This window comes from Vibrio sp. MMG023, assembly GCF_021654215.1.
GTDB classification, from domain to species: Bacteria; Pseudomonadota; Gammaproteobacteria; order Enterobacterales; family Vibrionaceae; genus Vibrio; species Vibrio jasicida.
This window is the reverse complement of record NZ_JAKFZP010000005.1, coordinates 255735-280386: the sequence shown is the minus strand read 5'-3', so window position 1 is coordinate 280386 and position 24652 is coordinate 255735. Positions and strand designations below refer to the sequence as shown.

The 24652-nt window shown below is 44.7% G+C and carries 9 protein-coding genes; 5 read left to right on the top strand and 4 right to left on the bottom strand.

Annotation, left to right across the window (positions count from 1 at the left end):
• Window positions 1-67: 67 nt before the first annotated feature.
• A complete protein-coding gene (locus tag L1076_RS17735; protein WP_237304186.1) occupies window positions 68-15670 on the bottom strand; it encodes a tandem-95 repeat protein in 15603 nt (5200 codons plus the stop codon).
• 403 nt (window positions 15671-16073) lie between these two features.
• Between L1076_RS17735 and L1076_RS17730 the strand changes: the two genes are divergently transcribed.
• From L1076_RS17730 to L1076_RS17715, 4 genes are all read left to right on the top strand, one after another.
• Window positions 16074-17384, top strand: coding sequence for a TolC family outer membrane protein (locus L1076_RS17730; protein ID WP_038867610.1), 1311 nt, complete (start codon window positions 16074-16076; stop codon window positions 17382-17384).
• Between the two features lie 3 nt (window positions 17385-17387).
• Window positions 17388-18002 carry an OmpA family protein gene (locus L1076_RS17725; protein WP_038867609.1) on the top strand — a complete coding sequence of 205 codons (615 nt, stop codon included), beginning with the start codon at window positions 17388-17390 and terminating at the stop codon, window positions 18000-18002.
• 113 nt (window positions 18003-18115) lie between these two features.
• Entirely contained in the window at window positions 18116-18469 is a 354-nt protein-coding gene (locus tag L1076_RS17720; RefSeq protein WP_038867608.1) for a DUF2750 domain-containing protein, read from the top strand.
• 191 nt (window positions 18470-18660) lie between these two features.
• Window positions 18661-20628, top strand: coding sequence for a GGDEF domain-containing protein (locus L1076_RS17715; RefSeq protein ID WP_038867605.1), 1968 nt, complete (start codon window positions 18661-18663; stop codon window positions 20626-20628).
• Here L1076_RS17715 and queC read toward each other — a convergent pair.
• Entirely contained in the window at window positions 20585-21283 is a 699-nt protein-coding gene (gene queC / locus L1076_RS17710) for a 7-cyano-7-deazaguanine synthase QueC (RefSeq protein ID WP_038867603.1), read from the bottom strand. The two genes, L1076_RS17715 and queC, sit on opposite strands and share 44 nt — an antisense overlap.
• A 14-nt stretch (window positions 21284-21297) precedes the next feature.
• On the bottom strand, window positions 21298-21948 hold the full coding sequence (gene queE / locus L1076_RS17705) for a 7-carboxy-7-deazaguanine synthase QueE (protein WP_237304185.1): 651 nt from the start codon (window positions 21946-21948) through the stop codon (window positions 21298-21300).
• Window positions 21949-22112: 164 nt separating this feature from the next.
• Here queE and L1076_RS17700 point away from each other — a divergent pair, with 164 nt between their 5' ends.
• Entirely contained in the window at window positions 22113-22922 is an 810-nt protein-coding gene (locus L1076_RS17700) for a Cof-type HAD-IIB family hydrolase (RefSeq protein ID WP_237304184.1), read from the top strand.
• Window positions 22923-22979: 57 nt separating this feature from the next.
• Here L1076_RS17700 and L1076_RS17695 read toward each other — a convergent pair whose 3' ends face one another.
• Window positions 22980-24410, bottom strand: coding sequence for a bifunctional NUDIX hydrolase/phosphatase PAP2 family protein (locus L1076_RS17695; RefSeq protein WP_045406308.1), 1431 nt, complete (start codon window positions 24408-24410; stop codon window positions 22980-22982).
• Window positions 24411-24652 lie beyond the last annotated feature (242 nt).

The window sequence follows — 24652 nt, the reverse complement described above, 5'->3', positions numbered from 1 at the left end:
CACATAAACTAAAAAGGTCTAGTGTTTACTAGACCTTTTTGATTGATAGCGCTGCCTTACGGTTTACCTAGTTACTAGATAAATCGTTGATCTTAAGCAGATCATTCAAGATTGCACTGCCATCTATTGGGGATAATACGCCATCGTTAAGGTATTCACCGTACTGACTTGAGCCTCCCTCAATCACGAGTTTCTGGCTAGATGAACCATCCGATTCTGAAATCGTTAGGATCAGGTTCTCTCCATCGGCTTCCAACCCGATCTCATTGTTCGCAAGTAGTGAATCAATAGAGTCTGAATTATCAGTATGAAGCAAATCAGAAATATCAATCTTATCTTCGCCTTTAGTGAAGTCTGTGATCGTATCAATCTCACCATCTCGAATTCCGGAACCGTCATCGACAAGTTTAAAGATATCATCACCAGAACCACCTATAAGGATGTCGTCCCCTTCGCCACCGACCAAGATATCGTTCCCGCCGTGACCAAATAAGATGTCGTCACCTTGTTCTCCATAGAGTGAATCTGCTTTATCTCCTTGGTGGTTTTGATTAAATTCATCGATATGATCTTTCACATAAGTATGAATAGCTTCGGCATCAACTTTAGAAATATCTTGACCAGTTTCTTGTGCGACATGGGATTGAATTGCACTGATTCCCTGTTCATTGCCACCAAACTCGATCAAGTCACCAAGAAGGATGTCATCACCCTCTCCACCGCGGATGATATCCGAACCTTGTTTCAATGGAACATCTTGACCAAGTATCGTTTCTGCAAGTTTCGTAACATCAATTTCTGATTCGACAACGCCATCGGTGTCGTATTGTTGCAGTATGCTTTCCGATACGCCGCTTCCCAGACCGATTGCCTCCACACTCGAAAGGAGAGCTAGAACTTGATACATATGCTGAGCCTGAACGGAACTTCCACCTCTGTCATCGTATTCAAGGATTCCATTCTTACGGTCTATATCACCGATTTTCTGCCCCGTTTGAGGAGAGAAAAGATGCCCATCACTGTTGATTAAGACGTTACCTTTGTAACTAACGGTTTGACCAAAGCTGTAGCTGTTATCATTAACCACATCTTGCAACGTAACAAGCTGCCCATCGTCACCCACATCAAGTATGACTTTAGAGAATTCAGGACGCTTTATATTGTCGAGGTTATCGTATGTATTTGGCTGACCGTCGGTAATAAAGTATGTGATATTTTCTCCATTGACGTTTGGCTGAGTACCAAACCAATCGACTGCCGATTGCAAACCAGATTCATAGTTCGTATTACCACTACCGTAATCACCGATCTTATTGAGTTCCTCGACAAAATCAGTTCTTGCAGTTGCAGAACTCAGATCCACTTCAATCACCTTCGTCGCCCCGGTAGCAAACTCAGAAAGCAATATGTTTACCGTACCAGGCTCAACACCTTGGTTAACGGATGCAAGTAGCTCATCAAAAACGTCCAGAACTTCATCTTTTGCACTACCAACCCAGCTGCCCATGCTGCCAGACGTATCAAGCACAAACGCAATGTTGTAATCCTGTCCCGCGATGATTTCTAAACCTTGGACATCACCAACAATGAGGTCATTGTCGGCATTACCTTTGATCGTGTCATCTCCGTGCGAACCTGACTTAAGCTCAAACTCACGAGCAGTAATGTCAACCGATTCCGTTGTCGTTGCGGCATCATTATTTGATGCTTCTACAGACGTTGCGGTAACACTCATAGGAAAATCAAAGCTGCCTTCATAATCGAATGGTACTTTAATCTCCAACGATGCGTGGCCTTGACTATCGATATTGACAAGGTAACTGCCATTGAGCTCAGGAGTAACTATCAGGTCATTTACGTATAGCTCTACGCCCGACGGTAAGCCGTCGATGAGAACAGTTTGGTTCAAGCTCTCGCTGCCATCAGCGTCGACTAAATCGACATTAATATCGATAGGAATCCAACGATCTTGCAGTATCTGATAAGTCCCGTCAGGGTTAAGTTCTACTACTTTGTCGGCAAAGACGACACGCTCGATCTCATATAAGTGATCTCCACGGTCTTCTTGTCCTGTATTGTCATTAACCGAATCGATGGAGCGGTTATCCAAGAAGATCCAGTATGGAACATCACCACCGTGGTTATTCTTGAAGGTAAACTCGTAGTCACTAAAGTTACCTGTTAAGTAAACCGTATCTGTCCCATCGTGTTCCGTGATGGTTGAAGCATCATCACCATAGAATGAGTCATTCTGCCCACCTCCAACAAAGACATCGTCACCGCCACCACCATAGAAGGTATCGTTGTAATCGGTACCAACAAACAGACTATCTGTATCTGAAATGTCGTTATTATTGCCGAGCATTACGTTTGCTGGTGGATTGTCTTCTTGATAAACACTGTCTAGCCCCAGCCCAGCAGCAACTGATGCATTCTGGGGTTTGGTACTATCAATCGCTGATGTAACTAGGCTGTGGTTTGAATCAACCGCATCGTTCTTTGAAATATCGCCAACTGAAATCGTAACTTTTGGCGCGTCTGCGACAGCAACGACCTCAATATCCAATGTCTCTGTTGCGCCGGTGTTCGTGGTGTATGTAATCGATGGAACATCACCAGACCAATGTTCAACCGGTTCGAACTTGTAGCTACCGTCTTGGTTTACCACCAATGAACCACTATCTAGCGAGACCGTTTCACCAACAGCGTAGTCTGTATTGTTAACGGTAATATGGTCGACCAATAGGACATTATCGCCATCAGTATCATTCAATAAAACGTTACCCTGTAGCGACACATCTTCATTCGTGATGCCAACATCACTAGTTGTGTTTGTCGCTAGATTTTCATGCACGACGACATTAATCGTGGCATGTGAGTCTTCAGTATCACCATTCGAGCTTTCTGTACTTGTCGCCGTTACCGTAATGGTAAAGTCATCGTGCGATCCCGCTGGTGGTGTCACCGTCAAAGAGTCAAGTGACCATCCTGTAACATCCAGTGCTTCGTTCACTGTCGCTACCGTAATAGAATTCACTCCATCAGAGAGCACCGCCCCAATTGGCAAACCTTTTAATGTCACTGCAAGTGATTCAGAGCCATCAGTATCAGTCAGACTTGCTGGAATTTCTGAAATTGGAATAGCGGTATCTTGCAACCCTTCATTGACTTCATACGTCTCATAGAACTGAACGCCGTCCACTTCTTTTAACTCAGAAGTTCTTGCATCGATTGCATCCAAAGCAACTGAGTCACTCACCACATACAAGTTGCTGTTACTTAAATTAACTGGCGTTTGGCCATTGATAGAGACATCTACATTAAAATTGCCTGGCCCACTCTGGTTGTGATGATAAATCTCTATCGGGTAGAAGCCGGAAACAGAAGGTACAAATTCACCACCTTTAATGTCGCCACTCCCATTACCCCAGCGAGCCTCATCAACAAGTGTTCCACCAATTTTAATTGCTAAACTATCATCAGCGGTACCTACGAAGTCGTAGCTTGTACCAGCTTCTAGGTAGACTAATGCTGTCACTAATACGGCTTCATCCGCTGCTGTTGCCCCTGACGCGGTATCCTGAACATTGGTGGTGGTCGATTGGCTGCCATCTTCTAAATCTAAAGCTTCAATAGCATCAACCAAAACTTGTCCTGCAACACCTTGACCGTTATCAGAACCAATAATGACATTTGTCCAAGAAGTCACGTTGAAATCTTGTTGAGGAAGAGATAACCCTGGAGTCACTGTAACCAAATTCGGCGCATCTGCATCTGGGGTAACATCAATCGTCAATACAGATTCTTGCCCCGTATCTTCCCCATCCGTTGGTTTAAAACCAATTTGCGCATAGCTCCCTTCTTGATTACCAACTCCATTTCCAGTGAAGCTGTCATCACCAGATTCGTTTACCTCTGGAGTGAAACGTACACTATCGGCATCAAACTGCGATTTACTCAATACTTGGTCTATTTGAACCGTCTGCCAATTTCCTTGCTCATCTTTGTACTCAAGTACACCGTCGCTAGGAAGCGACGTAATTTGGACAGACAGCGTCGATGTTTCTGAGTCGGCATCCGTGACGCCAAATGATGCCCAATCCAGAGTGACTTGGGAATCTTCTAGAGTGGTAACTGACGAAGGCGAAGCTTCTGGTGCATCATTCACGTTTACAAGTGAAACATTAACCTCTGCTGTGTCTACGCCACCCGTACCATCGGCAACCTTCACCTGCAGTGTATAGTCGCCTAAATCAACATCATCAATAGTCTTGTTGAGTGAAACCTCACCCGTCGATGGGTCGATATCAAATAGGCCGTTCGTTGTTGTTCCATCAGCAAAACTGTAAGTAAGTTCATCATTATCTAGATCTTCAGCAACAAGCGTACCCACAACAGTGCCACTAACACTGTTTTCATTTACGGTGTCAAAGTCATAAACATCATTGTTTGCTGCATCGCCAGGAAGATCACCGTCAGAAATAAACTCCGGTGCGTGCTGAGCGTCTGCGATAGAAACCGATGCCTCTTTCGAAGCCGCATTCAACGAAGAATCTGCACCACTCGTTTCAATAAGCGTCACTGTCAGATCTTCAGCACCTTCATAGATACCGTCATCTAGCGTCTCAATATCAAGGTCGACTGAAGTTTGACCCGCAGGAATAGTCACGGTGTAAGTGTTTGGCGCGGTGTAATCATCGCCGTCAACGTCACCACCAATCGTGAATGTCACCACGACATCTTCATCCGCTTTCTGGTCGATGCTTACAGTAAAGTTCGCATCATTACCCTCGGCTGTAGACCCAGAGTCAGCAACAATACTTACTTTCGGTGCTTGTTGAGCGTCATTGATAGTCACGCTCGCACTGTTATTTGTCGAAGCCGTTGCGTCTGCACCTTCGACATCTTTGATTGTGACAGTAAATGACTCTGTACCTTCGTAAGTGCCGTCAGTAAGCGTAGTTATGTCTAGGCCAACTGAAGACTGACCTGCCGGTACTTCAATACTTGCTACGCCAGTAAAGTCAGTACCATCTTGAGCAGTACCAGAGTACTCGAACTCAACCGTTACTTTCTCATCAGCGACTTGGTCTAAGCTCACAGTAAAGCCAGCGGTTTGACCTTCGTTGACACTGTCTTGGTCGGAGACAATACTCACTTTCGGTGCCGTCTGTTCATCTGTTACAGATACCGATGCCTCTTTAGAAGCCGTATTCAACGAAGAATCTGCACCACTTGTTCCAGTTAGCGTCACTGTCAGATCTTCAGCACCTTCATAGATACCGTCATCTAACGTCTCAATATCAAGGTCAACTGAAGTTTGGCCTGCAGGAATAGTCACGGTGTAAGTGTTTGGCGCGGTGTAATCATCACTGTCAACATCACCACCAATCGTGAATGTTACTACGACATCTTCATCTGCTTTCTGGTCGATACTTACAGTAAAGTTCGCATCACCACCTTCAGCGGTAGAGCCTGTGTCAGCAACGATGCTCACTTTCGGTGCCGCTTGTGCATCTGTTACAGAGACCGATGCCTCTTTAGAAGCCGTATTCAAAGAAGAGTCTGCACCACTCGTTTGAGTTAGTGTCACTGTCAGGTCTTCAGCGCCTTCATAGATACCGTCATCTAGCGTCTCAATATCAAGGTCTACTGAAGTTTGGCCAGCAGGGATAGTCACGGTGTAAGTGTTTGGCGCGGTGTAATCATCGCTGTCAACATCACCACCAATCGTGAATGTCACCACAACATCTTCATCCGCTTTCTGGTCGATGCTGACAGTAAAGTTCGCATCACTACCCTCGGCTGTAGACCCAGAGTCAGCAACAATGCTGACTTTCGGTGCTTGTTGAGCGTCATTGATAGTCACGCTTGCACTGTTGTTTGTCGAAGCGGTTGCGTCCGCACCTTGCACATCTTTGATCGTGACAGTAAATGACTCTGCACCTTCGTAAGTGCCATCAGTAAGCGTAGTGATGTCTAGGTCAACTGAAGACTGGCCTGCCGGTACTTCAATGCTTGCTACGCCAGTAAAGTCAGAGCCATCTTGAGCAACACCAGAGTATTCGAACTCAACCGTTACTTTCTCATCAGCAACTTGGTCCAAGCTCACTGTAAAGCCTGCGGTTTGACCTTCGTTGACGCTGTCTTGGTCGGCGACAATACTCACTTTCGGTGCCGTCTGTGCATCTGTTACAGAGACCGATGCCTCTTTAGAAGCCGTATTCAGCGAAGAGTTTGCACCACTCGTTTCAGTTAGCGTCACTGTCAGATCTTCAGCGCCTTCATAGATACCGTCATCTAACGTCTCAATATCAAGGGCTACTGAAGTTTGACCCGCAGGAATAGTCACGGTGTAAGTGTTTGGCGCTGTGTAATCATCGCCGTCAACGTCACCACCAATCGTGAATGTCACCACGACATCCTCATCCGCTTTCTGGTCGATGCTTACAGTAAAGTTCGCATCACCGCCTTCAGCGATAGAGCCTGTGTCAGCAACAATGCTGACTTTCGGTGCTTGTTGAGCGTCATTGATAGTCACGCTTGCACTGTTGTTCGTAGAAGCCGTTGCGTCTGCACCTTCTACATCTTTGATTGTGACAGTAAATGACTCTGCACCTTCGTACGTGCCGTCAGTAAGCGTAGTGATGTCTAGATCGACAGAAGACTGGCCTGCCGGTACTTCAATACTTGCTACGCCAGTAAAGTCAGTACCATCTTGAGCAACACCTGAGTACTCGAACTCAACCGTTACTTTCTCATCAGCAACTTGATCTAAGCTCACAGTAAAGCCAGCGGTTTGACCTTCGTTAACGCTGTCTTGGTCGGCGACAATGCTGACTTTCGGTGCACTTTCTGCGTCTAAAATTGTTGCCTGGCCAGTCGCTTGACCATTAGTTGTCACCCCATTACTTTCTGTCACAGTAAGGCCAAACGTTTCATTTCCCTCGTAGATATGATCTTCGTTAGTCGGCACAGCAACCGTAATATCCTGTATTCCCGCAGGTATTGTTACATTCCCATTTCCATCAACATTCAATGATTGTGTTTGGCCATTAGCGTCAACATAAGTCACAACTAAATCGCTAAGGTCATTATCCTCTGCTGAATAGTTTCCGTCCGTCTCTACCGATAGGTTAACAACAACAGCACTTTCAGTTTGATTTGATAACGAAACCGTAAAGACTGCATTTTCACCTTCATCGACATTCCCGCCACCATCTACGGTTAGCGTAGGCTTGTCGTTGTCTGGTGTTGTCGGGCCCACAACAGAGCCGTCATCTTTTATGTTCGCTTGACCAACGGCAGAACCATTTGAAGTGATGCCAGCAGACTCCGTCGCGATTAGGCCAAAGCTCTCAGAGCCTTCGTAAACATCATCCTGAGTCGTAGGAACAGATACTTCGATTGCAGTGATACCTGCAGGAATAGTGACATCACCATTGTCTGAAACGGCTAGTGATTTCGTTTCGCCTTCACTGTCTTTGTAAGTTACGACAAAATCTTTAATGTCAGAGTTTTCTGCTGTATATGCGCCACTCGTGCTCGTAGTCAAATTGATAACGACTGGTGACTCTGTTTGATTAGACAAAGAAACAACAAATAGTGCTTCTTCCCCTTCATTAATATCACCACCACCGCTAATAGATAGCAGCGGCTTATCGTTATCAGGCGTTGTTGGACCGACAGCTGAGCCATCATCCTTTATCACTGCCTCGCCACTCGCCACGCCGTTTGAGGTAATGCCGCCAGATTCGGTCACCACCAAGCCAAAAGACTCTGCGCCTTCGTAAACATCGTCTTGTGTCGTTGTTATTGTTACCGTGATATCAGTAACTCCGGCAGGAATAGTAACGTCTCCACTTGGACTAACATCCAGAGTCTGCTCTTGGCCTTCTCCGTCAATATAAGTCACCGTCATGTTACCAAGATCTTCATCTTCAGCGGTGTAGTTGCCATCTGTCTTTGGACTTAGATTGACGACAACAGGACTTTGAACTTCGTTAGACAGCGACACCGTGAATACTGCGTCAGAACCTTCACTCACGTCGCCAGCATTACTCACTGAAAGTGACGTACTATCATTGTCTAAGATTGTTGATGAGCCCGACTCGCTACCGATTTCAACTTCCATCGTCTCGTCATTTTCAACAACAAGATCATCAATCGTTGGCACAATGATTTCAAAGCTACTAACACCGGCAGGAACAATCAGGTAGCCCCCGGCAAAAACAACACCATTCGTGTAGGTTGCATTAGATAGGTTGACGTCTGAATCATCTGCCGATGAGCCTGGAGCCAATGTAGTTATTGGATACTTAACCGCCGTTTCTGTCGCCTCATCCAGTACTACAGAAAACGTAACGTCTTCTCCTTCTGTAACAGTGTTCCCTGTTAAAGATAGATCCGGACCGTTTTCCGACACGTTGCCGTCTAGAACCTGATTAGCAATAGTAACCGTTGCAGGGTCACTTTCAGCGTTACCAGAATCAACTACAACGTAGTCAAAACTATCTTCAGGTGGGAAGCCCTCTACATAACGCAACTCCCAATTCCCAGATGTTTTGGTCGAGAAGTCTAATTGAGTAATTACCGCCCCTTCAGATAGAGGGTAATCCTTACCGAAGCCAATACTAGTCTCCTGGAATAGCATGTTGTTGCCTTCTGGCTTCAAGAACTCAATAACTTGAGTTTGCTCTGTGCCGTTAGCATCAAGGTATGTCACCGTGATAAGAGCAGCATTGTTGTCGCCGTGCTCAAACAAGCCTCCTAGGCCATCCAGACCAAGATTCACGCTGCCAACAGGGTTCTCAGACAAATCAATGCTGATGGTTTCGCCGCGCTGAATGCCTTGGCCATCGTTATCAGCAATACCATGACCAATATGTGAGACTTCTCGGTTGTATTGAGCTAGCACACCACTATCGGAGGAGATATCAATAGACGCTCCATTTACTAGATATTCGGTTCGACTGTGTGACTCACCACCGTCTGCACTTAAACCCCAGTTGTAGAAATCCGTCGTTGACTCTTCTCCATTTGGAGAATTAGGTCTGTCTTTGATACCAAGCAAGAACCCAACATTATCCGCTTCGTAGTAGATGCTGTCTTTGTTGTACAACGAGCCATCGGCCGATGTAATTTCTTGAAGATCGCCATTTTCATCTTTGAAATACAAGGTGCCAGATGTAGGTAGCTCTGTTATTCGGATCTGAAGATCATCACCATTTAAGTCATCCTCAACGTCAGAAATATGATCGCTTTCTGAACCTTGGTCCAAAGGCTTATCATCAGTATCAAAAATTACGTTAGTAATAAGTTCGTCAGCGCTATGGTCAAAGTCTTCGTTAAGTGGCTTGTCGTTAACTGGTGTAACGTTCAGCGTAACTGTTGTGGTTTCGGTTACACCGCCGGAGGTGACTGTATAAGTGAACTCATCAGCACCGTTGTAATCTTGGTTTGGTGTGTAAGTGATCGTGCCGTCGTTGTTAACAACCACACTGCCGTTAGTCGGACCATCTCCAGATTCAACTGTAACAACTGGTGATTGTCCTTCGAAGCTATCGTTGTCCAACACGTTCAAAACGGTTGGTATATCTTCAACGATATTCGCGCTGTCCGAAACAATATCGGCAACGGCATTGACTGTGAAATCAACCGTTTGACTCACTTCCAAACCACTTGGGTCTGTCGCGGTAAACGTCAACTCTTCTGAGCCATTCCAGTCAGCGGTTGGTGTGATCGTCGCAATACCATCGACAATCGATACTTGAATATTGCTGTTGCCAGAAACAGTAAACGTTAGCTCGCTATCTGAGTTATCAACATCACTAAATGCGTCATTCAAGTTAATCGTGTATTCAGCAAAGTCTTCCGGTAGAACTTGGTTAGCAATGGTTTTCTCAACCACTGGCTTGTCGTTTACAGGGGTAACGTTTAGCGTAACTGTTGTTGTTTCAGTGACGCCGCCAGAGGTGACCGTGTAAGTGAATTCATCAGCGCCGTTGTAATCTTGGTCTGGTGTGTAGGTAATGGTGCCGTCGTTGTTAACAACCACACTGCCATTTGTAGGACCATTGCCCGCTTCTACGGATACCACTGGGGATTGGCCTTCGAAGCTGTCGTTGTCTAACACATCCAAAATGGTTGGTGTATCTTCAACGATATCCGCACTGTCAGCGACAATGTCGGCAACGGCATTGACTGTGAAATCAACGGTCTGGCTAACGCTTTTACCATCAGGATCTGTCGCGGTAAACGTCAACTCCTCAGAACCATTCCAGTCTGCCGTTGGTGTAATCGTCGCAATACCATCAACAATCGAAACTTGAATGTTACTGTTACCAGAAACGCTGAACGTCAGTTCGCTGTCCGCGTTATCAACATCGCTAAATGCGTCATTCAAGTTAATCGTGTATTCAGCAAAGTCCTCAGGTAGAACTTGGTCAGCAATGGTATTTTCCACCACTGGCTTATCGTTAACAGGCGTGACGTTTAGCGTAACCGTCGTAGTCTCAGTGACACCGCCAGAGGTGACTGTGTAAGTGAACTCGTCAGCACCGTTGTAATCTTGGTTTGGTGTGTAGGTGATCGTGCCGTCGTTGTTCACAACCACACTGCCGTTCGTCGGACCATCTCCAGATTCAACTGTAACAACTGGTGATTGGCCTTCGAAGCTATCGTTGTCCAACACATCCAAAATGGTTGGTGTATCTTCAACGATATCTGCGCTGTCAGCGACAATATCAGCAACAGCATTGACTGTGAAATCAACTGTTTGGCTGACCTCTAACCCACTTAGATCTGTCGCGGTAAACGTTAACTCTTCTGAGCCATTCCAGTCAGCGGTTGGTGTGATTGTCGCGATGCCATCAACAATCGAAACTTGAATGTTACTGTTCCCAGAAACGCTAAATGTCAATTCACTGTCTGCGTTATCAACATCGCTAAACGCGTCATTTAAATCGATGGTATAAGGCGTAAAGTCCTCTGGTAAAACTTGATCAGCAATGGTGTTTTCTACCACTGGCTTATCATTAACAGGAGTTACGTTTAGCGTAACCGTTGTGGTTTCGGTCACACCGCCTGAAGTAACAGTGTAAGTAAACTCATCAGCGCCGTTGTAATCTTGGTTCGGTGTGTAAGTGATCGTGCCGTCGTTGTTCACAACCACACTGCCGTTCGTCGGACCATCTCCAGACTCAACCGTAACAACTGGCGATTGACCTTCAAAGCTATCGTTATCTAACACATCCAAAATGGTTGGTGTGTCTTCAACAATATTCGCATTGTCCGAAACGATATCGGCAATCGCGTTAACAGTGAAATCAACTGCTTGACTGGCCTCTAACCCGCTTGGATCTTTTGCAGTGAACGTTAGCTCTTCTAAACCGTTCCAGTCTGCGGTTGGAGTGATCGTTGCGATACCATCAACAATCGATACTTGAATATTGCTGTTACCAGAAACACTAAACGTCAGTTCGCTATCTGCATTATCAACGTCACTGAACGCGTCATTTAAATCGATGGTATAAGGCGTAAAGTCCTCAGGTAGAACTTGGTCTGCAATGGTATTCTCAACCACCGGCTTATCGTTGACAGGAGTAACGTTCAGCGTAACTGTTGTGGTTTCGGTCACACCGCCAGACGTAACTGTGTAAGTGAACTCATCAGCACCGTTGTAATCTTGGTTCGGTGTGTAAGTGATCGTGCCGTCATCGTTAACAACCACACTGCCATTCGCAGGACCATTGCCCGCTTCTACGGATACCACTGGGGATTGGCCTTCGAAGCTGTCGTTGTCTAACACATCCAAAATTGTTGGTGTATCTTCAACGATATCTGCACTGTCAGCGACAATATCGGCAACGGCATTAACCGTGAAATCAACCGTCTGGCTCACTTCCAAACCACTTGGATCTGTCGCGGTAAACGTTAGCTCTTCAGAACCATTCCAGTCAGCGGTTGGGTTGATAGTTGCGACACCATCAACAATCGAAACTTGAATATTGCTGTTACCAGAAACGCTAAACGTCAGTTCGCTATCTGCGTCGTCGACATCACTAAATGCATCATTTAAGTTAATCGTGTACTCAGCAAAATCTTCCGGTAGAACTTGGTCTGCAATGGTGTTTTCCACCACTGGCTTATCGTTTACAGGAGTAACGTTCAGCGTAACTGTTGTGGTTTCAGTGACACCGCCAGACGTGACTGTGTAAGTGAATTCATCAGAACCGTTGTAATCTTGGTCTGGTGTGTAGGTAATAGTGCCGTTGTTGTTCACAACCACACTGCCATTTGTAGGGCCATTGCCCGCTTCTACTGATACTACTGGCGATTGACCTTCAAAGCTGTCGTTATCCAGCACATCCAAAATGGTTGGTGTATCTTCAACGATATCTGCGCTGTCAGCGACAATGTCGGCAACGGCGTTGACTGTGAAATCAACCGTCTGACTCACTTCCAAACCACTTGGGTCTTTTGCAGTGAACGTTAACTCTTCAGAACCGTTCCAGTCTGCTGTCGGTGTAATCGTCGCGATACCATCAACAACCGAAACTTGGATATTGCTGTTACCAGAAACGCTAAACGTCAATTCGCTATCTGCGTCGTCGACATCGCTAAATGCATCATGTAAGTTGATGGTGTATTTTGCAAAATCTTCCGGTAGAACTTGGTCAGCAATGGTGTTTTCAACCACTGGCTTGTCGTTAACAGGCGTAACGTTCAGCGTAACTGTTGTGGTTTCAGTTACACCACCAGAAGTAACGGTGTAAGTGAACTCATCAGCACCGTTGTAATCTCGGTCTGGTGTGTAGGTAATGGTGCCGTCATCGTTAACAATCACACTACCGTTAGTCGAACCATCTCCAGATTCAACCGTGACAACTGGTGATTGGCCTTCGAAGGTGTCGTTACCCAACACATTCAAAACAGTCGGCGTATCTTCAACGATATCTGCGCTGTCAGCGACAATGTCGGCAACGGCGTTGACTGTGAAACCAACCGTCTGACTCACAGCCAAACCACTTGGATCTGTCGCGGTAAACGTTAGCTCTTCAGAACCGTTCCAATCTGCGGTTGGTGTGATCGTCGCAATACCATCGACAATCGACACTTGAATATTGCTGTTACCAGAAACGGCAAACGTCAGTTCGTTGTCTGCGTCGTCAACATCGCTAAAGGCATCATTCAAGTTAATCGTGTATTCAGCAAAGTCCTCAGGTAGAACTTGGCCTGCAATGGTATTCTCAACCACTGGTTTATCGTTGACTGGAGTTACGTTTAGAGAGACCGTCGTAGTCTCAGTAACACCACCGGAGGTAACTGTGTAAGTGAACTCGTCAGCACCGTTGTAATCTTGGTTAGGTGTGTAAGTGATCGTGCCGTCATCGTTAACAACCACACTACCGTTTTCAGGCCCATCGCCCTCTTCTACGGATACCACTGGCGATTGACCTTCAAAGCTGTCGTTATCCAGCACATCCAGAATTGTTGGTGTGTCTTCAACGATATTCGCGCTGTCCGAAACGATATCGGCAACGGCATTAACCGTAAAATAAACCGTCTGGCTTACGCTTTCACCGTCAGAATCTGTCGCGGTAAACGTTAATTCTTCAGAACCATTCCAGTCTGCTGTTGGGGTGATAGTTGCGATACCATCAACAATCGATACTTGGATATTGCTGTTACCAGAAACACTAAACGTCAGATCGCTGTCTGCATTATCAACGTCACTGAACGCGTCATTTAGATCGATGGTATATTCAGCAAAATCTTCCGGTAGAACTTGGTCAGCAATGGTGTATTCAACCACTGGTTTATCGTTCACTGGTGTTACGTTTAGAGACACTGTTGTGGTTTCAGTGACTCCACCGGAGGTGACTGTGTAAGTAAACTCATCCGCACCGTTGTAATCTCGGTCTGGTGTGTAGGTAATGGTGCCGTCATCGTTAACAACCACACTACCATTTGCAGGGCCATTGCCCGCTTCGACTGATACAACTGGCGATTGACCTTCGAAGCTATCGTTGTCCAACACGTTCAAAATTGTTGGTGTGTCTTCAACGATATTCGCGCTGTCAGCGACAATGTCGGCAACGGCGTTGACTGTGAAACCAACCGTCTGGCTAACGCTTTCACCATCAGAATCTGTCGCAGTAAACGTTAGTTCTTCTAAGCCATTCCAGTCTACTGCTGGGGTGATAGTTGCGATACCATTAACAATCGAAACTTGAATATTGCTGTTACCAGAAACGCTAAACGTCAGTTCACTATCTAAGTTATCTACATCGCTAAATACGTCATTCAAGTTAATGGTGTATTCAGCAAAATCCTCAGGTAGAACTTGGGATGGGATAGCATTTTCGGTTGTCGGAGCATCATTAAGTGGATTAACTGTTACCGAAACTTCTGCTTCATCTTCTAATGCACCATCAGAAACTGTGTAGCTAATGGTTGCTTCACCGTTGAAGTTTTCTGCAGGAGTAAAAACAAGCTTACCGTCTACGATCTCAACGGTGCCTTGCTCTGCAGGAACAGACGCATTCACTATGGTCAGTGTGTCACCGTCAACATCGGTGTCGTTTGGTAGCACATCAATGGTGACTGGCGTATCTTCGTCCGTCGTAGCGCTGTCATCATTTGCTATTGGTGCATCATTTACAGGGTTAACAGTAACCGAAACCGTTGCTTCATCTGTTAGTTCACCATCGCTAACAACATAAGTGATAGTTGCTTCGCCGTTGAAATTCTCCGCTGGAGTGAAAACAAGTTTGCCATCTACGATCTCAACAATACCTTGTTCAATAGGAACAGATGCACTCACGATGGTTAACGTATCGTTATCTAGATCAGTATCATTTGGCAAAACATCAATCGTAACCGGAGTATCTTCATCGGTAGTAGCGATATCGTCTACTGCTACTGGCGCATCGTTAACAGGATTCACACTGATTGTCACAGATGCTTCGTCTGTCATTTCTCCATCAGTCACTACATAAGTAACCGTTGCGTCACCATTGAAATCCTCAGCAGGAGTAAAGATCAACTCACCATCAACAATTTCTACTGTTCCTTGCTCATCAGGCACGGTGGCAGATTCGATAGATAAGTTTTCACTGTCTTGATCGGTATCATTAGCTAGAACATCAATTGTGACAGGTATATCTTCGTCGGTTTGAATATTGTCATCTTCCGCAACAGGCGCCACAGGGGTAACTGTCGGAGATGTTTCGTCAGAACGGATATTACTTAAGTAGAGCTCAGCTAATGACAAATTCTGAGTTTCAGAAAAACCTAGCGCTGCCAACCCGGTCGTTTCAAAATCCGTGTCGGCTAATAATTCTGCAGCAGTGCGTTCAACAGTGCCGCTAGTTTGCAAACTAGAACCGTTACTTTGACCTGCAGCTGGTGCAAAATCTTCGTTTAGCAACGTTGGGTCTTGCCCTTCTCGAAGAGCGTCAATAATTTGAGCAACATCGTCAGAAACGTCTTGCACCCCTTCTTGTTTTGCAACTAAAACCTGAAGCTTGTCTGGTTCAGCTCCAGTTTTAGAAACAATCAACTCACCAGGTGACGGTTGTTCGTTTTCGGCAAGCGCTCTTAACTGCCCATCCAAACCTATTACGACTAATTGCCCACCAAGTGAAACTAAGGCTGTACGATCCATATAAACCTCTGACCTAAAATTACTGTCAACATTTTGACCATTGATACTTATTCGTTATATATTGCCCGAATATATAACGCAATAACAGTGCATTAACACTAAATTACAACTTCTAAGTCACATATTACTCAGAAGGATGTGTCACGTGATAAAAAGAGACTACCGTCACTAATATATGGACACCCATGCTGAATAAGGCATTGAAAATATGATCTTTATTCAGAATATAAAGTGCCTTCCGTGCGGTAACTGAAGATTTACTTACACATCGATAAGTATAGCAACTAGTTCCATAGTTGATTGTTAATAGCTTTGTACGTTAAATTATTGACGCCTATAGAGGTGTCGCTATCTATAAGAACGATTTCTCACCCCAGACAATTCACAATCTAGGAGAATCACAGTGAAGTGGACTCGTGCCAACGCCTTTTGCTTGGGTGTGCTCGCCGCTAGCCCTGCTTTAGGGCAAACATTAGAGCAAGCGGTTGAAAATACGCTTAAAACAAACCCAGACATAAAAAGTGCGTTTAATGAATTCGTAAGTAAGCAGTATGTGAATGAAGCCTCGAGTGGCGCTTACCTTCCCTCTGTCGACCTTGACGCGGGTATTGGATACGAAGGTATCGATCCTGCGGAAGCGGGCCGCGAATCAACGGATTTAACGCGTAAAGAAGCAACTGTCACGCTTACCCAGCTTATTTGGGATGGTTCGGCAACATTGAATGATATTGATAGAACCGCAGCTGATGCAGAATCAGTACGCTATCAATTACTTGCTGATGCTCAAGATACAGCGCTAGAAGTGACTAAAGTTTATTTGGATGCAGTGAAGGCTTATGAAATCCTGACACTCTCCGAAAATAATTTGAAAGTTCACAAGAAAATTTATCAAGACATTAAAAAGCGCGTCGACTCTGGTATTGGTTCAACAGCTGACTTGACTCAAGTTGAGGCCAGACTGGCAAAAGCCCACGGCAATTTAGCGGCAGCGCAAAATAACCTGTTTGATAGCCATACCATGTTTACTCGCATTGTCGGCCAATCTCCACAAGGGCTTACCTTTCCGCGTGCCGATCAAAACTTTATCCCATATACGGTAGATGATGCTGTAGAGTTGGCATTTGATTCCCATCCGGTCATTAAGATTTCTACTGCAGATGTTGATTCAGCTAAGTTTCAATATAAGCAGTCAAAAGGTAACTATTACCCAACCCTTTCGGTTGAAGCAGCTCAGACATGGCGTGACGATGCTGGTGGTATTGAAGGGCGTGGTGACGAAACAACTGCGATGTTGAGAATGCGCTACAACCTTTACAATGGGGGCAGTGACGCAGCAAATGCAGAGAGTTTTGCCTACCAACTAAACAAAGCAAAAGACTTACGTGAACGCGCTTATAGAAACGTTGAAGAAGGCTTGAGACTCTCATGGAGTGCTCTCGATCTGACGTTACAACAAAAGGAATTCTTATCAGATCACGTTGACTCTGCTTCACAAACCGTCATCGCGTATGAGAAACAGTACCGTATCGGTAAACGAACCTTGCTGGACTTACTTAATACAGAAAATGAATTGTTTGAAGCGCGAAAAGATTATTTAGATGCTAAATACGCTGAACAGTATGCAAAGTATCGAGTCATGAACGCCACTGGCCAGCTATTAAATGCATTACGTGTTGACGTCCCGACAGAGTGGAATCAGAAGGTGGAGTACTAAACCATGAAAGTAACAAAGGTTCTATTCACTCTAAGTATTTTTGCTTCTGCCAGCTTCGCAGCAACGAATGATGAATATGATTACATGCCAACCCCAGATGCTCAGCAAATTGCCGATCTGCAAGATGATGACAATGATGGCGTGATCAATGCTCGTGACTTGTGCCCTGGCACTCCGGTAACGTCAGAGATCGATAATGATGGGTGTGGTGAATACATTAAAGCATCCGAGAAGATGCAAGTCCGCGTTTTATTTGCCAATGATTCAGACGAAATAAACCCTGTATTTCGTCGTCAAATTCGAGAACTCTCAGAATTTCTGAAAGAGTACCCTTCTACCTCAATTGAACTGCAAGGTTACGCCAGTAAAGTGGGTGGTTCTTCCCACAACTTAGACCTTTCAAAACGACGCGCAAATAATGTTCGCGAAGCGCTATTGCGTTATGGCATTGATACTAACCGAGTTCGCATTGTCGGTTTTGGTGATACCCATTTAGCGACAGAGGGTACCGACGAAGTGAGTCACGCACTGAACAGAAGAGTAACGGCTTACGTTGTCGGCTATAAAGGTGAGATAAAGAAAGAGTGGACCATATTCACTACTCTTCCAAAAACCTAATAAAAGGAGCTTCGGCTCCTTTTGTTTTTTCAAGCGTACGAAAACCGTATTATGCTTTAGGAATCGACACTTTAATGGTAATCTAGCCGCGTCATAACAATGAGAGTTTTGAAATGAGCAAACTTACAACAGATATCCAAGCAAACCTTGATCTTTTTGTTGCTGAAACAAAAGAAAACCAGCTAGTTTGGGGTCTACGCAATGAAGAAGGTTGGTTATCTTGCGATTCAACTGAATTCGAAAACAGCGAAGTCATGCCTTTTTGGTCTGCTAAAGAAGATGCAGAAGCACACAACGTTGAAGAATGGGCAGATTTTGAAGTACTAGAGATTCCTCTGGATATCTTTGTTGAAGATTGGCTTTTAACTCTTGCTGAAGATGGTGTTCTTGTTGGTGCTAACTGGAACGCACAGCTAGAAGGTAAAGAGCTTGAACCTCAAGACCTAGCTAAACTATACCTAAGCTAATTCTTTAAGACCTCAGCACCAAGCTGGGGTCTTCCTCTTTTCACTTACCTTTTCGATATAAAGCTCGACCGAGCGCATAGTTTTCTTCATTTCATTATCTATACCCTTCGTGTTTTGTCACAATGACTCAACCTCAATTGGTATATCATACCGAACAAACTATATTAAAAAGAACATAAGGTTACATCACTATGCGTACGCTGCTCTCTTTGCTTGCGTCACTATTTTTAGGTAGTCAAGCAAACGCAAGTGACACTCAAAGCATCACCCAATGGCATGCTGTCTATCAATCGACTTTGAAGACGAATGTCGAATCGGCTTTGAGTATGCTCCAAGATCGCTATCACACGGCAAATACCGACAGTGAAAAGCTGTACGTGAGCGGGCTCATCTATGAATACATGGGCAACATCGATCAGCCCTACTTTGGCAGCAGCCAAATTTTAGACAACCGTTTCGCGAAGCTAGAATCTCGATACATTTTAGCGCTAAAAGAACGTAAACAAGGTAACTATGATGATTCTGTCAACCTTTTCACCGCGTTGCTACAAAGCACCAAGCAGCATCAGGATGTAGAGAGCAAAGCCTTAATGAACTATCAATTGTGCTACACCTTGAATCAACAAGGTCAGTACCACAAAGCCAATTTCTTCTGCTCTTCTTTGAACAATCATTTAGCAATCGACCACCCAGAAAGTTTCCCAAGTGATCTAGCTCTGCGCGTTATTGCTAATAACTTCGATTACCGCGGCGAATACGATGTAGCTCTAGAGCTTTATCGTCGCTTGTTAACCAAAATGCCAACGCAAAGCGATCCTTCAGGAGTTTACAATGATGTAGGCAATTTGTTGAGTGTACTTGGGCAGTACGAACAAGCAGAACAGTACCTTATTCAAGCGCTCCTCGCTCGACAGCTTGAAGCCTCCCCACTTGAAGTTGCTCAGGTCGAACACAGTCTTGCGGCTATGTATAACAAATCTAAAGACTATGATAAGGCCATTAGTCACTACAAAAATGCACTAACTATCTTAGAAGACATGGACTACCCATACGGTAAGGGCTTGACCTATCTTGGTCTTGGTTCTGCGTACGTTGAATCAGGAAACTTACAAAGTGCTGTACCTTACATCAGGAACGCACTAGAGCTCGGTAAACGATATGAAAACAAACGCTTAGAGACAGAAAGTCATTTGGCGGCAGGGTTTGCATACTTAAAAAACACAATGCTCGCAAAAGCGCTAGAACATGGTATTGCCGCACTTGAACTTGCGACAGAAAACTCAAATTCAGCCTTGCAAGCTAAGGCCCAACTTTTGCTTTCGCAAACCTATCGAGAACAGGGCAACCATCTTGCCGCCCTATCTCATTATCAAGATTACGCCACGCTAGAACTTGCGAACCGTGATGCAAACAATGTCAAAGCAATAGAGGCACTCGATTTAACCAAGAATGAATATGAATACGAGTTGCAGCTGACAAAAATAAATAATGAGCGCAACTTAAAGTTACTCGAAGTCGAAAAGCTTGCAGAACAAAAAAGAGCATATAACTTCGTCATTTTCTGCTTACTGACTTTGCTATTCGTCGCCCTATTTATTCAACGAAAAACGAACATAAAATCGAAATTAGATCGTCTTACCGGTTCACTTAATCGAAGTACAATTATTGAGAAAATTAGAGCACAAACAATCAACGCGCCCGAAGACATGCGTTATGTTTTAGCGCTTATCGATCTCGATAACTTCAAGTCTATCAATGATCAATATGGCCACCCTACTGGCGACATCGTATTAAAGCACGTATGCAAAGCGATTAGAGCTAAGTTGAATAGAGGGGAATATCTTGGGCGCTTAGGCGGTGAAGAGTTTATTTTACTTCTGAAGAATGTCGATGAGATCGACGTGCCATTTCGTGTTCAAAGCCTACACAAAACGATATCTGATAAGCAGATCAAAACTGAAAATGCTACGGTACTGAATGTAACAGCAAGCTTGGCCTATTTGTCTACATCAAAACCATTAACGAACTTTGATGAACTGTATTCGATACTAGACCAAGCTTTATATCAAACGAAGCAAAGTGGGCACAACGTTATGATTGATGCTTACAACGAGCCTATTGACCTTCCGTCTTCTGCTTTTGAATCAACGACTGCGTAACTGCGTCTTTGTTGTTCAGATAGTCATCTAAGCCCGCTTTGCGCAGGTCGCATGACGGGCAATCACCACAACCATCACCGATGATGCCGTTGTAACACGTTAGCGTGTTTTCACGGACTAGTTGCAACGCATCATATTGATCTGCCAGCGCCCATGTCTCTGCTTTGTTCAGCCACATTAGCGGTGTTTTGATTTCAAACTGACGATCCATACCCTTAACCAAGGCACTGTTCATCGCTTTCACGAAATCATCACGACAATCTGGATAGCCACTAAAGTCTGTTTCACAAACACCCGTGATGACGGTTTCTGCGCCAATTTGGTATGCGTATATGCCAGCAAGCGTCAGGAACAAAATGTTGCGACCTGGAACGAATGAATTCGGCAAACCGTTTTCTTGCAGTTCATGAGAAACTGGAATGTCGTCACGTGTCAGAGAGCTGATGGCCAGTTCATTCAGTAAGCCAACATCCATCACTTTGTGTGCAGCGACGCCAAGATCTTTTGCGACTTTCTCAGCCACTTCAATCTCCAGCTTATGACGCTGACCGTAATCGAATGTGATGGCATGTACTTCGTCAAACTCTTTTAATGCTTGAACCAGACATGTTGTAGAGTCCTGCCCACCACTGAAAACAACGACTGCTTTTTTCATCTTTCTCTCCGAGCTTAAGCAATACTTAGGTATTTATGAGTTTGAACCGACAAACGCCAGTTGCGATCAACACAGGTATCAATACACAGTTGTGTAGCGCGAGGCTTCTGACTGATAGGCTGAAGTGCGATTACTGTCTTTTCAGCGATTTCTGCTGAGGCCAACAATGCATCAAGCTGATCGATGTCTTTTTGAGTGCCAACCGGATGCTTAATTTCATTCGCTCGCTCCAAAGCACTCTTTAATACTGGCAACTTACCCTTCATCGCAATTTTAGGTGACACCGTCACCCATGTACTTTCTGAAGTCACGACCTCTGAAGTGCCGCTGGTTTCGATTTGGCATTGGCAACCCATTTCTTCAAATACAGCCGTCAAAGCACGTAAATCATAAATACATGGTTCACCACCAGTGATCACAATATGCTTCGCATTAAAGCTCTGCTTTTTGTATTCAGCTACGATGTCTTCCGCAGATGCGAAACACCACGTTGGAGAATCTTCTGTTTTCACCAAGATATCACCGATCTGGCGCTGGTCTTCTTCTTCTGCGTACCAAGTCTGTTTCGTATCGCACCAAGAACACCCAACCGGACATACTTGCAAACGCACGAAAACCGCTGGCACACCGGTGAAAACCCCTTCCCCTTGGATGGTTTCAAACATCTCATTTAGCTTATACAACGTAGAACTCACTCAACTCACAATACTTCGAGGCGAAGACCTTAATGGAGAGGCGCACTCAGGTCAATTTAAACCAAAAATAAATTGTTAAAATAGGTCTTTTTGTAGTTTCATACACGGGTTCCCCAATTTTAAGGTAAGTAAAGATGTACAAGCTGATCGCCCTCGACATGGACGGTACGTTGTTAAACAGCGACAAAGTAATTTCAGATGAGAACAAACAGGCAATAGCCAAAGCTCGCGAAGCCGGTGTGACTGTCGTATTGGCATCTGGTCGCCCTCTTGAGGGTATGCAAGACAAACTTGACGAATTGAACATCAATTCCGATAAAGACTTCGTGCTTTACTACAATGGATCAATGGTAAAAAACACTGGTACAGAAGAAATCATCCACCAGCAGATCATCGATGGCAAAGCAGCAAAGAAGATCGCACGTAAAGCGCGAGAGCTTGGCGCTTATGTTCACGCATTTAGCCAAGAGCACGGCCTAATCACAGAAGAAAGCAACCCTTACACAGACATCGAAGCGAGAATTAACGGTCTTGAAATTACCGAAATGAACTTCGACGCGCTAGAAGATGATCACGCGATCATTAAAGCAATGATGGTTGCAGAGCCAAGCAAACTAACTGAAGTTATCTCAGCCCTACCAGCAGAGCTAAAACAAGAGTTTACAGTTGTGCAAAGTGCGCCTTTCTTCTTGGAGTTTTTGAATCCATCAAGCAACAAAGGCGTCGGTGTTTCGGCAATCGCAGAATACTTAGGCATCAAAGCTGAAGAAGTGATTTGTATGGGCGATGCCGAGAACGACCACCACATGCTTGAATACGCAGGTCTTGGTATCGCAATGGCGAACGCAATGGAAGAAACCAAACAAATCGCAGACTACATCACAGTAAGCAACGATGACCACGGTGTAGCAAAATCGATCGAGAAATTTGTACTTAACACATAACGCTGCCCAAACAACAAAGCCTCGCACTTAGCGAGGCTTTGTTTTATTAAATGTTGCTTAAGCGTTTTTGCTTCGAGTCGTGAGCTTTCTCGCAAGTACTATAAAAATCAACATCAACAACGGATAGTGGAAGGTTTTAAATACTAACGACCAAAAGCCGCTGAATGACACAACCGTTTCAGAATACAAATACAACTGGTCCACAAGAAGTAATGCCAAAATCACAAACAGCATCTGTTGGCGCTCAAATCGAATTTCAGACTCTTTAAACGTCAGTACTAAAGCAGAAGCAGTAATCAGAATAGCCAACCAACTTGTAAATACAGGGAGGGGCCAAATTACCGCGATAGCTGCGGTGATTGCTGTCATTACAAACCAAATACCCTTCGAGCTTAATAGGTGGTCCACGTTAACTTCTGGGTTGCTTTCCAAACGCAAAATGTGCCACGCCACGAGTGCCCCCATTAACGCACCAATTAGCATGTCGAGAATGAATGCAGTACCCAAGAAGAACTTACATACCATAACCGCCAAAGTTACCATTGCAACTAAGAAAGTGATGCGATTCAATCCAAAGCTTTTTGTTCTTTGGAACATAAATGTCATGACACAAAACCAAATAGCGATCGGCAAGCTTGGGAAGCTAAAGCCAAAACTGTGCGTTAACTCCGCCATTGGCATATAGACGTGTGGCCTAGGTAAAGAAAACCCTTGCTGAGCAACTAGCGTCATCAAAGACGTCGCAGTGATTGCAAAAAACAATCGATATACAAATCGACTGTCAAACTTCATCATGACGAACGGGAACAAAAACAGCAAAAATGTTGGATTACTTAAACTCGTCACGAGCTTCGCAATTTCACATGCCGTATCGCGACTTGTCATTGAAAACGAGCTGACCCAACTTTGAAGATCTACCATCCAAGAGAGTTCTAACTGGCGAAATTTAGGTGCTGACTCAATTAATTGGTTTACATAAACAACGGGTTGATCGGTCGCTTTTGAATAAAAGCCAGCCACATCTTTCCACTGTGATGGATAGCGATACAAAGAAGACGCCATATCGCTTGGGTTCAATAACATTGCAGACGCCACTTCGACGCCATAATGCGGAGCAAACCATATAGGCAGTTCGTTCCCATCCATAGCATTAGCCATCGAAAAAGCGATAACTTCAGAATCAGAGACGCAATCGTAAAAAATCGCCGTATCTGTTTTGCCGAGCTCCTCTCCAACCGTAACAACTAGCCCCGTCTCTTCCCACGTCTCTCTTTGCGCGGCCAGTTTAGGAGATTCGCCTTCTATAATGGTGCCACCTGGAAGCGAAATTTTATTCGTCAATATTTCATGGATAAGTACAAGTTTGTTATCTGCTCGGACAACGCATAGCGCCCCTTTTACGTCTTCAGGAAGGGGATTCGCGGCAGATATAGGAGAAACAAACAATGAAATGGAATACAGGATGAGAAAAAACAACTGTCTCAGCACAAAATACAACCTTTAATGAAGAAGAGAATCACGCGCAATGATGGCAGGATTACCAATATTTTTCGACATAAATTAAGTAACCAGTTGTACATTTAGCACACATGTCAAAAAACGCTTTGCGACACTCTTCAAAATAGTTCTGACAAAAATCAGACATAACTCGAAATATTGGCTGCGATTTTGCCAGTTATATTAAGTTAACGTCAGAGGAATTTACGTGGATTTTACGCCTTCTCAGAATT